The 12,574-nt window shown below is 27.1% G+C and carries 12 protein-coding genes; 3 read left to right on the top strand and 9 right to left on the bottom strand.

Annotation, left to right across the window (positions count from 1 at the left end):
• Positions 1–6: 6 nt before the first annotated feature.
• A complete protein-coding gene (locus JJC01_08885) occupies positions 7–441 on the top strand; it encodes a hypothetical protein (protein UDN59957.1) in 435 nt (144 codons plus the stop codon).
• A gap of 72 nt (positions 442–513) precedes the next feature.
• Here the strand turns inward: JJC01_08885 and JJC01_08880 are convergent, their stop codons facing one another.
• The 6 genes from JJC01_08880 to JJC01_08855 all read right to left on the bottom strand — a co-directional run bounded on the left by JJC01_08880 (position 514) and on the right by JJC01_08855 (position 6,364).
• Positions 514–1,833: an aminotransferase class III-fold pyridoxal phosphate-dependent enzyme gene (locus JJC01_08880; GenBank protein ID UDN59956.1), complete on the bottom strand. Its 1,320-nt coding sequence runs from the start codon at positions 1,831–1,833 to the stop codon at positions 514–516.
• Between the two features lie 294 nt (positions 1,834–2,127).
• Positions 2,128–2,916 carry a putative ABC transporter permease gene (locus JJC01_08875; GenBank protein ID UDN59955.1) on the bottom strand — a complete coding sequence of 263 codons (789 nt, stop codon included), beginning with the start codon at positions 2,914–2,916 and terminating at the stop codon, positions 2,128–2,130.
• 111 nt (positions 2,917–3,027) lie between these two features.
• On the bottom strand, positions 3,028–3,981 hold the full coding sequence (locus JJC01_08870; protein ID UDN60150.1) for a VanZ family protein: 954 nt from the start codon (positions 3,979–3,981) through the stop codon (positions 3,028–3,030).
• A gap of 174 nt (positions 3,982–4,155) precedes the next feature.
• Positions 4,156–4,470 (bottom strand): hypothetical protein, encoded by a 315-nt coding sequence (locus JJC01_08865; protein UDN59954.1) that lies wholly within the window; start codon positions 4,468–4,470, stop codon positions 4,156–4,158.
• Positions 4,471–4,608: 138 nt separating this feature from the next.
• On the bottom strand, positions 4,609–5,109 hold the full coding sequence (locus tag JJC01_08860) for a GNAT family N-acetyltransferase (protein ID UDN59953.1): 501 nt from the start codon (positions 5,107–5,109) through the stop codon (positions 4,609–4,611).
• 55 nt (positions 5,110–5,164) lie between these two features.
• Positions 5,165–6,364, bottom strand: a complete 1,200-nt coding sequence (locus JJC01_08855) for an alanyl-tRNA editing protein AlaX-L (GenBank protein ID UDN59952.1) — start codon at positions 6,362–6,364, stop codon at positions 5,165–5,167.
• Between the two features lie 359 nt (positions 6,365–6,723).
• Between JJC01_08855 and JJC01_08850 the strand changes: the two genes are divergently transcribed.
• Together JJC01_08850 and JJC01_08845 are read left to right on the top strand one after the other, a co-directional pair.
• The gene (locus JJC01_08850) at positions 6,724–7,692 is read left to right on the top strand and encodes an L-lactate dehydrogenase (protein UDN59951.1); all 969 of its coding nucleotides are present in this window, start codon (positions 6,724–6,726) and stop codon (positions 7,690–7,692) included.
• A 109-nt stretch (positions 7,693–7,801) separates the two neighbouring features.
• Positions 7,802–8,755: an L-lactate dehydrogenase gene (locus JJC01_08845; protein ID UDN59950.1), complete on the top strand. Its 954-nt coding sequence runs from the start codon at positions 7,802–7,804 to the stop codon at positions 8,753–8,755.
• A 166-nt stretch (positions 8,756–8,921) separates the two neighbouring features.
• Here the strand turns inward: JJC01_08845 and JJC01_08840 are convergent, their stop codons facing one another.
• The 3 genes from JJC01_08840 to JJC01_08830 all read right to left on the bottom strand — a co-directional run bounded on the left by JJC01_08840 (position 8,922) and on the right by JJC01_08830 (position 12,269).
• A complete protein-coding gene (locus tag JJC01_08840; GenBank protein ID UDN59949.1) occupies positions 8,922–10,052 on the bottom strand; it encodes a helix-turn-helix domain-containing protein in 1,131 nt (376 codons plus the stop codon).
• A 160-nt stretch (positions 10,053–10,212) separates the two neighbouring features.
• Positions 10,213–11,166, bottom strand: coding sequence for a peptide-methionine (S)-S-oxide reductase MsrA (gene msrA, locus JJC01_08835; protein UDN59948.1), 954 nt, complete (start codon positions 11,164–11,166; stop codon positions 10,213–10,215).
• A gap of 191 nt (positions 11,167–11,357) precedes the next feature.
• Positions 11,358–12,269, bottom strand: a complete 912-nt coding sequence (locus tag JJC01_08830; protein UDN59947.1) for a patatin-like phospholipase family protein — start codon at positions 12,267–12,269, stop codon at positions 11,358–11,360.
• Positions 12,270–12,574: the final 305 nt, after the last annotated feature.

The following is a 12,574-nucleotide window of genomic DNA, read 5'->3' as shown; positions in this document are numbered from 1 at the left end:
TTAACATTGAAAGATAACAACAATACCAATAAAACTATTCAATTTGGAGAAAAAAAAGCTAACCTAGAAAACAATATTCAAAAAAATAAAAATGTCAAACTTGATGATACACACAAAGTCATTCCTTACCCTAAAAATAGAAAAAAGGATGATAAAAAGAAGAATAACAAAAAAAAGAATACAAATATAAATAAACATAAGGTCAATAAAGATAATTATGGACATTCTTTTTTTAATAACAAATACAAATATAAAAGAAAACCATATGTTATTGCTTTATACACAGTAATTTTTATTCTTTTAGCAATTTTGATTATAACAAAATTGACAGATAGTTCGAGTAAGAGCAACTACTCTCGTAATACTGTTTCTAATACTCACAAAAGTAATACCCAAAACATAACCTTTAATGAATCGACTAATCTTCTTACTTGTGGGTAACTTAAAAGAGTTATCTCATTTCAGAAATTATTTTCTAAAATTGAGATAACTCTTTTTTATTTAATATCTATTTTACCAACCTTGAGTTACTTCATAAACTTCGTCACCAATTCTACCATTTAAATAATCATCTATTGCAGAATCTATAATACTCATTGCTTTATCTACTTGCTCCTTAGTTATTACTAAAGGTGGTTGTACTCTTAAAGTGGATTGTCCTAAGAATATCATTATCAAACCAGTTTGTATACATCTGTAGCATATCTTAGCTGTAGCATCTGGATGTTTTTCAGTAGAACCTTTTCCTTTAACTATATCAACTCCTATAGATAAACCTAAGCCTCTTATTTCTCCAATTATATCGTATTTTTCTTTTAGTTTTTCAAATCCTGCTTTAATATAATCTCCCATTTCTATACTCTTTTGAAGTAGATTTTCTCTTTCAATTATTTCTATAGATTTTAAAGCAGCTACACATACTGTTGTATTTCCAGCTAAAGTAAATAGATGTGCTGGTGCATCAAGACTTTGCATTATTTCTGTTCTTCCAACAACTGCTCCTAAAGGTAATCCTCCACCAACAGATTTTCCAAGAACTATAAGGTCTGCTTCAACACCAAAATTTTCTATACCAAACCATTTACCTGTTCTTCCCATACCTTGCTGTATTTCATCACTTATAAGTAGTATTCCATTTTCTTTACATATTTTACTTAATCCTTGAATCCATTCTACTGGAGGCACTATTATTCCTGCATCTCCTGCAATTGGTTCTATAAATATTGCAGCTACTTCTTCTACTGGTAAGTAGTGTGCAAAAGCATATTCCATTTCATCTAAACATTCTTTGGCAGTTCTATTTTTATCTGGATAATGGAAGTGATAAACTTCTGGTAATAATGGACCCATTTTTCTTCTCATATTTGTACTTAATGCAGATATAGATATAGCTCCATAAGTACTTCCATGATATGATTCACACATAGATATTATTTTTGTTCTTCCAGTATATCCTCTTGCTAATTTTATAGCAGCATCTATACAAGCAGAGCCTGTTGCGCTGTATAATACTTTCTTATCATTATCTCCAGGGGCTATTTCCACAAGCTTTTCAGCTAACTTTACAGGAGGATCACTATGGAAATATGCAAGTGTATATTGTGTGATATCATCCATTTGTTCTTTAACTGCTTGTGAGATTTCCTTATTTCCATGACCTACATTTGCAGAGCCTGCACTTGCTAAAAAGTCTACATACTCATTACCTTCATAATCATATAGCATTGCACCTTCACCTGATTTAAATGCTACTGGATAATAAGGTATTTTTTGAGTTTTAGCAACATATTTTTTTTCTTCTGTACTTATCATTTGACTAGTTATCTCGCTCATTGGCAAATCATTCCCCTCTTTAAGTAAATTTATATTTTTAGAATTATTGCAATTTATAAAGATATTTTTATATAAAATTCTTTATATACTAATGTTAGTATTTTTGACACAAATTGTCAATATATGTTTTTATAATTTTCAAAATATTTGTTATTCAGAGATAATATATTTTATTTTCAGCAAATCAACTCTATTTCTCCAAAAAATAAAGAACTCTATTCTATTATAATAGAGTTCTTTGCAAATTATCTTATAAATACTATTTTTCCGTTTATTTTTAATTAAATCATCTTATCATCTTTTATTATCATTAATGATTTCTTTAAAATATTGTAATTGTTCTTGTTGTTTTTTATGTTTTATATCTGGGAAAGCCTTGATAATTCTTTTTTGTAAGATAATATTAGATTCTATACGGTCTAATTTACTGTTTATTCTGTTTAATTTTTCTCTGGCTTCTAACTCTTCACTATTTATTGTTTTAAATAAAGCTTGTATCTCTCTTCTATCAAACTTATCTAATTTCATGTTTATACCATTTAGGTCTGTAATTATTTCATCTAATAAATTGAGCTTCATGTCTAATTTTTTAAGTGATATGATAGTAACAATTAAATCCACAATTGTCCATAAAGTCGTAATTACCACTATTGAAATTAATATATTATACGGAATAGTACTCACAATGTATTCTATATAGGGATGTATAAATTTTATTATTACAACAGACATTATTCCAAAATATATTGCATTTTTTAAACAGACTCTTCCCTTTACATTAAATTTTTGGTCAGAATAATCCCACCATTTAGCATGGAATAATGTTTCTAAAATAAATCCTGTAAAATATTCTAGTATTGTAGTCAAAATCATTCCTATCAAAAATAAAATAATTATATTGTCAAACCTGCCTAATATTGATATCACAAGTACTGCTCCAAAACCATAAACAGGACATATTGGGCCATTTAAAAAACCTCTATTGATTATCCTTTTGCTTGCTATAGAACATCCTGCACTTTCTACTACCCATCCTAGAAATGAATATATAAAAAAATACAAAATATATTTTATTATCTCCATAATTTATCTCTACTCCTTCAATAGTTGATATATTTTTGTGCATAATGTAAAAATAATTATAGAAATAGTTTTTTCGTTTTTTACTGTTGTTATTCTTTTTTGTTGGATATTCTATTCATCTAATCCGATTAATAATCTAGCAGCTGTAATTCCATGTTCATCTTTTGGTCGATTATACTTATCAATCCAAATCTCAAATGTATCAGATTTCTTTAACAGAGGCAAATTTTTAGCATCAAATTCTTCATATCTAATTATATCTTTATTCTCTCCTTCAGTGATTACAAAGGATATTAGTTTTGTATTTTTACTTAGATAAACTTTTATATTACCATTCTTATCCATTAAATTATCTGGACTCTTTATATTATTATTACAAGCTGCCTTAATAGTTAATACACCATTTTTAAAGCTTTCAAATGAGCCAATTATATCTCCCTCATTTTTATCTATATCTTTAATTATTTCCTTATTTTCTTCAACTAATATTCTTGAAACTTGTTTATCTGGCTTGAGTTTAAAAGTTAACAAGCTTTGGTAATTTGTAACAATGACACCTAATCCTATTACTCCCAAAACTATGCTTGTACTTATTATGGCTTGGAATTTTTTAATGTTATTAGGAAATAATTTGGTCACCTTTGTATAAATAATAATACCAAGTATCCCACCTAATGAATTTAGAAGCACATCATCTATGTCACTGCTTCCAATAGCCAAAATATATTGTATTAATTCAAATCCTAAACTAATAAGAGAAATTATTATAATTATAGTTTTTTTATCTAATTTTTTTAATACTACAGGAAGAAAAATTCCCATTGGAATAAATATACCAATATTACCTATGATATTTGCAATAGCTCTTATAAGACTAATGTTACTATCTGTCATAAATTCCCATACTGTATAGAATGGAATTAAGTTGACAGACCTAAATCCACCCTTGAAAATGGCATAAATTGGTACATCTTTAAATAAAATTATCCTTATAGTTATTAGAACATATACAAAAAATATTATGTATATAATTGATAATAATAATTTTTCTGAAGTTCTACACATGTCTTTTTTCAATAATAACACCTTCTCTCTTCTAATATTTTAATAATGCCAACAAGTGTTTAAGATGCCTTTAAAATTTTCTTAAATTTTCCTTAAGTGTTAAATTAAAACATATTAAAAAGGTCTATACTTTAAAATATAGACCTTCATAAATTTCATTATAGATACATTTTATTAAATGACAAACAATTTAAGTGTAGAACAAACAATAACCAAAGTTAAAAGTAATCTAGCATATAAAAAATTTTTTTCTTTAAGCATAACTCCTGCAACTCCAAGTATAAAAAAGAGAGATGCAATAAATTTACCAAGAATATTATTACTTGGATAAGAACTAAAATACATGAAACAAAGTACAAATGTATATACACCTATTGCATTAAATACAATTGTGTTAGATGCTATCTTGCCTTTATTAAAAAAGAAACAGAATATTGATACTAAATCTAAAAACAAAAATACATAAAACATGACTTTTAAAACGCCCATACTTATACCCCCTAAAAAATTTAATTATAATATCTGCTTTATTTCATACAATTCTCAATATACCCAATATAAACTTATAATCTTAATATAATAATAGTATAAGTTTATATTATTGGTTTATTACATCTTATATTTACATTACTGGTTTATTACTTCATATTCATACATATTATAATCACATTCATACATATTTAAAGACTCATATGTTGCTTTTGCATTTATGTTTTCTTTTTCTACATATAATCTCATGCCAACAATATTTTCATCTCTATCACACATATTTTTTATATGATTAAATAAATAATTAAAGATGTTCTTTCTTCTATACTCTTTCTCTACATATACACTCTGAATCCAAAGAAAGTTTCCATTTCTCCAATCACTCCACTCATATGTATACATAATCTGTGCAACAACCTTATCAAATACTGTATATACATAGTATTTTCCTTTTCTTTCATCTAATAACAGCGCCCTTACACCTTTAGTTAAAACATCCATGTCAAGTTCTTTTCCTTCTGTTTCTTTAGCTAAATTATAATTAAATCTCGCTATTATATCCAAATCATCTAAACGGGCTTCTCTTATCTCTATCAGTTCTTCATTTTCATATAATTCTATATAGTCCTTTTGTTCCATACTTATTCCCCCATATCTATTTTACGTATTACATTAATCTCTTTGTAATAATACATTATAAAAATTTTTCTAGTTTCATAAATGCATAATCGAAGGTAGATTCTAAGTTACCATTATTTTTTCCCCCACCTTGAGCTAAAACCTGACTTCCTCCACCTTTACCATCTATAAGACTTATTGCATCCTTCAATAAACTTCCCATATTAACAGCCTTCAAATTTTTAGAACATGCAAAAATCAAGTTTATTTTTTCTTCAAATCTAACAGCTAATAATGCAATTTTATTTTCATCTTCTGTAATTTTATTTGCAATTTTATTTACATATTTTAAATCTTCTTCATCATAAATTTTTTTAACAACTGAAATATTTCCAATCTTATTTGCATTTTCAACCATTTCTTTAACTTGATACTTAGCTACTATTTCTTCAAGTTTTCTTTTTTTACTTAGAGAATCTTCCACTTTCTCATTTAAATTTACAATTCCATTTATAGCATCTTCTTCACTACAACTTAAATATCTACAGATTTTAGTTAAATATATATCCCTTTTTAATACTTCATCTACAGCTCTTTTACCAGCCAAAAACTCTATTCTTGTACTAGACTTATGCTTCTCCCATTTCTTTATTTTTATCATTCTAAGCTCACTTGTTGATGTTGGATGTACTCCACAACACGCATTTGTATCTAAGTCACCTATTTTTACTACCCTTATTTCTTCATTTGTGTTTGGTAAAGCACGTCTTAACCAAATTTTTTTTAATTCTCTTTTAGTTGGAAGTAATGTTTCTACTTGTATATTCTGATGAATAATTTCATTGGCAAGCAACTCTATCTCTCTAATTTTTTCTTCATCTAAATTACCCTCTATATCCACTGTGCTGTACTCATTACCTAAATGAAAACCCGTTGTATTTGCATTAAAAGTCTTAAAAAAACATCCTGAGAGTACATGTTGTCCAAAATGTTGATGCATACCATCTTCTCTTCTATCCCAATCAATACTACACTTTACCTTATGTATCTTTATTGGTTTTTTATCTAATATATGATATACTTTTTTATCTTCTTCATATACACTTATTACTTCATAATTATCTATTTTTCCTAAATCTCCAAATTGTCCTCCTCCACCAGGGAAAAACGCTGTTTTATCCAACAAAACATGAAACTTATTTTCTATTTCTCTTATCTCAATTATTTCTGCTGTAAAATCTCTTATATACTGATTTGTATAGTATAACTTTTCCATTATGATTTTATCTCCATTTCCTTTATTCTAAACTGCCTTATTGTTTAAATATACACATATTTTAGGTTAAGTTTAAAGTAATTACACCAGATAGAGCTTAACCTATTTTTTAATAGTAATCTTCTACTATATTTTAACATATAGATATTAATGTTAACAAATTTATAATTATATATTATTTTAAATATTCAATAATATAAAGTATATTAACATTGCTTTTTTAAAAACTTTAGTATAAAATCATATTAAATAAATTTTCTGAAATGATAGAATATTGCAATCTATAAAAAACATATTTAATAACATATAGCATTGTATTATAAATATATCGTTTTATTTTGTAGGGGGAGTGATTTAAAATGCCAATAAAACCAAGAAAAATATCTATTGTAGGTTCAGGTCATGTTGGTTCACACTGTGGATTTAGTTTGATAACTCAAGGAGTTTGTGATGAACTCTTTATGATTGATATTGATGAAGCTAAAGCAAAGGCTCAAGCTTTAGATTTAGCTGATGCGGTTTCCTATCTTCCACATAAAGTACATATAGAAAAAGGAACTTTTAATGATTGTAAGGATTCTGATATTGTAGTGATAAGTGTTGCAGATTCTTCAGAAGGTCCTTTACGCAGACAAAACACAACTAGGTTAGACTTACTAAAACCAACTATTGGGATGATAAAATCTATAGTAAAACCTATAATTGATTCTGGATTTGATGGTATATTTATCGTTATTTCTAATCCAGTTGATGTAGTTACAAATTATATCTGGGAAAAGTCTGGTTTCCCTAAAAACAGAGTTATTGGAACTGGAACAGCTTTAGACTCAACAAGACTTAGAAGACTCTTATCTGAAGAAACTGGAATCGCTCAACAATCAATACAGGCTTACTCAATGGGTGAACATGGAGATTCTCAAATAGTTCCTTGGTCTCATGTTTCAATTGGTGGCAAACCAATTTTAGATATGATGAAGGATAATCCAGATACTTATGGCAAATTAGACTTACCATCAATAGTTGAAAAAAACAAGAAAACAGGTATAGGCATAATAAATGGCAAAGATTGCACAGAGTTTGGAATAGGAACTGCTTTAGTAGAAATTGTAAAGGCTATACTACATAATGAGAAAAAGATTTTACCAGTCTCTACATTATTAGAAGGTCAATACAATGAAGAAAATGTATTTGCAGGTGTTCCTTGTATTATAGGAAAAAGTGGGATTGAGGGAATTGTTGAAATCAATTTAACTAATGATGAGCAAGAAGGATTTAGTAAATCTTGTTCTGTTTTAAGAGACCATATTGCACTTTCAAAGACTATTTAGTTTTAAATCTATACGATTTATTCTTTAATTAACTTATTTAGATACTCTATAATTATTATAGAGTATTCTCATATGTATACATAAAACAAATTGTAAGGAGATGTTAAATTTGTCAATAAAACCAAGAAAAGTATCAATAATAGGAACTGGTCATGTCGGTTCACATTGTGGATTTAGTTTAATAACTCAAGGTGTTTGTGATGAACTACTGATGATTGATATAGATGAAAATAAAGCAAAGGCTCAAGCTTTAGATTTATCAGATGCAGTTTCTTATCTTAAACATGCTACAAAAATAAAAAGTGGAACACTTGATGATTGTAAAGATTCTGATATTGTAGTAATAAGTGCAGGTCCATTACCTGAAAAAAATCAGACTAGATTGGATACTCTTGAGTCTACAGTCAACATTGTAAAAACAATTGTAAAACCTATTGTTGATTCTGGATTTGATGGTATATTTATTGTAATTTCAAATCCAGTTGATATAATTTCTGATTATATTTGGAAAGTTTCTGGATTTTCTAAAAATAAAGTTTTGGGTACAGGCACTGCACTCGATTCTTCGAGACTTAGAAGGCTTTTATCTGAGGAAACAAATCTTCCTCAACAATCAATACAAGCTTATTCTATGGGTGAACATGGAGATTCTCAGATGGTTCCTTGGTCTCATGTTTCAATTGGTGGTAAACCATTATTTGATATTATGAAAGAAAATCCTAACACTTATGGAAAATTAAACTTAGATGAATTAACTGAAAAAACAGCTAGAGCTGGTTGGGATGTACTTTATGGCAAAGGTTCTACTGAATTTGGTATTGGTACTGCTTTAACAGAAATAGTAAAGACAATTTTTCATAATGAAAGAAAAATCCTTCCTGTTTCTACTTTATTAGATGGTCAGTATGGGCAAAAAGATGTGTTTGCTGGTGTTCCTGCCATAATTGGCATAAATGGAGTTGAGTCTATAGTAGAAATTAATTTAACTGATGATGAACAAAAAAAATTCAATAAATCATGTACTATTTTAAAAGAATACATTAAAATTGCTAAGGATATTTAGATTAATACCATATTAGAATACATATTTAAGTTAATAGCATATTTTAAGTGTATCTCAAATTTAATATTGAAAGCAGGTAAATTTCTTATGATAAAAAATTATCTTAATAAACCTTAAATTTAAATCATAAATACCTGCTTTTATCTTTCAATATTAAAATATTAATTTATCTTTTCCCATCAAATTTTATAACTTTACTTTTTTTCTTTGTATTTTGAGATAGGAGTCCATTTTTCAATCCCATCAATAATTCTAGGTCTTCTGGATAAAGACTTATTCCTATATCTCCTAAATTTGATACTATATTGTCTGTGTTCATTATTTTGTTTTCTATCAGTAATTCGACTGCTTTTTTTAAATATACTGGACTTACACCCTTCATTTTATCTAATGGTTCTTCTATTAACCATCCTCGTTTATCCATTTCGCTCATAAGATAATTATACTTTTTATAGCTTATCTCACCTAAATTGTATGCTCTAAAAATCATAACAGATATAGGTACAATCCATTTTTGCTTTAGTTCTACATAATAATCTAGGTCTTCTGGATAAACCAAGTCTTCTAAAAAAGTCTCTCTTGGAAGCAAAAATGCACAGGCATATTCATCTGCTAAGAATTGCTTATTTGGTATTCCCAATTGACTTGATATTATATATCCAAGCTCATAGGCTAAATCATAGTTTCTAATTGATGCTGATTTTTTATCATTCCCAAGAGATATTAGATATTTAGTTTCTTTACCTATTCTCTGTTTTTGAGTAAATACGGTTGCTCCTTTTCTATCTACATTCATTCCTGATATTATAATCCCATTAGCCTCTAATAAACTTACCATATTTACTATTGGATTGTTGTTTAAATTCCAAAGTTCTCTAGTCTTATTAGCAAGACTTTCTATATCATTTATATTAACATCCTTAATTAGTTTTCTATTTGGTAAGTTTTCTTTTGGAAATTTTATATAACTTTCCATAAACGAGTATATTTTATGAATGATTATTATTTTTTCTCTATAAGAAATTTCCTCCACTCTAGGAAGTTTAGATTGAGGATTAAAATGACTATCTTCCACAATAACATTTATACTTTCGTTTTTATAAAAATACTCTTTTGGGAAGTTTAATATATTTGATAATTTTAATGCATTTTCAATATTTGGAACATACTTATTTTCTTCAAAAGCTTGTAAATCTTTTTTATTTATTTTAGTTTCTTTAGATAACTGCTCTAGAGTTTTAGCTCTAAAAACTCTAGCTGATTTTAATCTTTTTCCATTAAAGTCTTTTAAATTCATTTGTTTTCTCTCTTTCAAAAATTAAATTCTTTAGTCATACAAATATAAATTATAACATTACAATTAATAATTTATCATATTATTGGCAAAAAAACAAAAGATGAAAACATAAATTTATATTTCCATCTCTAATCTGAATATATGATATAACTAGTTTTAATTATTTAAAAAGCTCTAAATATTCTCCATATCCTAATTCTTCCATGTCTTTTTTAGGTATAAACTTAAGAGAAGCAGAATTTATACAATACCTTAAACCTCCAAGTTCCTTTGGCCCATCATCAAAAACATGACCTAGATGAGAATTTCCTTTAGCACTTCTTACTTCAACCCTATACATGCCTTGTGAAAAATCACTTCTTTCAATTATAGACTTATCTATAACTGGCTTTGCAAAGCTAGGCCATCCACATCCTGCATCAAATTTATCCTTTGAAGAAAATAAAACCTCTCCACTTACTATATCCACATAGATACCTTCTTCATTATTATCATAATATTCATTTTCAAAAGGTACTTCTGTCATGTCATTTTGAGTAACTTCAAATTGAATAGGAGTTAAAGTCTTTTTTAACGCTTCCCTATCTACATTATTTCCATCCCAATAACTTTTTACAAAATTATATCTTCCTGAACCTTTATAATACATATTATAATTTAATGGTCTTTTTTTATAATAATCTTGATGATTTTCTTCTGCTTCGTAAAATTTAGTTGCTGGAATTATTTCAGTAACTATTTTACTATCAAATATTTTACTATTTTCTAAGCTTTCTTTTGACTTCAAAGCTGTATTTTTTTGCTCTTCATCATGATAAAATATAGCAGTTTTATATTGAGTTCCTCTATCACCAAATTGTCCACCATCATCCGTAGGATTAATTTGTTTCCAAAATATATTTAAAAGTTCATCATAACTTATTATATTATCATCATAAGTTATTTGAATAGCTTCAACATGGCCAGTTGTTCCTGAACATACTTCTTGATATGTAGGATTTTCAACATGACCAGATGTATATCCAGAAACTACTTTTATAACTCCATCATATTTATCAAAAGGTTTTACCATACACCAAAAACACCCACCTGCAAAAGTAGCAAGTTTTATCATTTTCATCACTCCTTAAAAAAATTATATTTTATTTATTCCCTAAGAAGTAACTTAATAATCTTGTATTTTATTATTTTTTACTTTATTTAGAAAATACTATATGATATTAAAGTATTTAAAATTGCAAAATCTTTTATCAAAATTATAAACTATAAAAATTTTCTACTTATAAATATAATGAAAAACTATACCTAATTTTTATAAAAACCTTTTTTATTTATCCATTCAAATGCATCTTTTATATCACAGTTTTCACCTAGAGATATTAAATATTCTAGTGAATCACAATCATCCATAGCTACATCTCTCTCCATTTTAGGATTTAACCTATAGTAATTATCTCCAAGAAGTTTTTGAGAAAATAGTTGACTCATTTGAGAGTTCCCTTCTAGTGTAACAGATATAATTGGTAAGTCTGGCTCCTTATTGATTATCCAGTCAATAGCTCCCCATTCAGTTGTATCTGTCTTTATACTATTATATACATATCCAGTCCCTATAGAAAAAAGTCTTGTATTTTTATAATTTAGCTTAAGTCCACTGTCAATTGAATAAACTATACATGCTAAACTTGGGTCAGTTGCTATTATACCACCATCAACATGACAATTATAGGTTGGAAAGAATACTGGTGCAGCACTACTTGCCATTGCTACATCCACAACTTTACTAGTTTTATTAAGAGAATTTGGCATATTATTATAAAATACAGGCCTCCATGAATGTTCTTCATTACCTATATAAAAGCTTGGTACCATGACTAATTTACTTAAATCTTTCAATTCTAAGTCTTCTGGAAATATACTTAGTAAAATTTCCTTTAAATTTTTATTTTCATACTTTGGTCTGAGCATTTCTGCATAACTTTTGTTGAAAATATACTTTGAATTTTCAATTGAATAGAGAGTCTTTATCTCTTTTGGGCTTACACCATATGCAAGCCCTAATGCAATCAAACTTCCTGTAGATGTTCCTCCAAACATATTTATGTTATTTAACAAACTTGGATACTCCTCTACTATTCTCTCAAGTATGGATATACTTAATGCTCCCTTTAATCCACCACCATCGAATGTTAATATATTAAAATTCGAATTTTTCATATATACATACCCCCATATAAAATGCCTTATATATTTTAAATTTTAGTTAAAATAATTACACTATAATATATATATATTATGCAAATTCTATATTACAAAGTTCCTCTTTCTATAATTAAATTCAGTATCCTGCACTATTAAAACTATACTTTTTATTTGTTTGTACTATACACATATTTTAAGTATTATAAGTTTAAAAGTATGATTTATTATAAATAATTGATTAAAATAATATATACTTTAGTAATAGACCATAAAAATATAAATAAGGGTTGACCTTATACAAAGCCACCCCTTATTTATGT

Source organism: Clostridioides sp. ES-S-0010-02, from assembly GCA_020641055.1.
Lineage (GTDB): Bacteria > Bacillota > Clostridia > Peptostreptococcales > Peptostreptococcaceae > Clostridioides.
The sequence above is the reverse complement of the archived record's forward strand: the minus strand, read 5'-3'. Positions and strand labels throughout refer to the sequence as shown.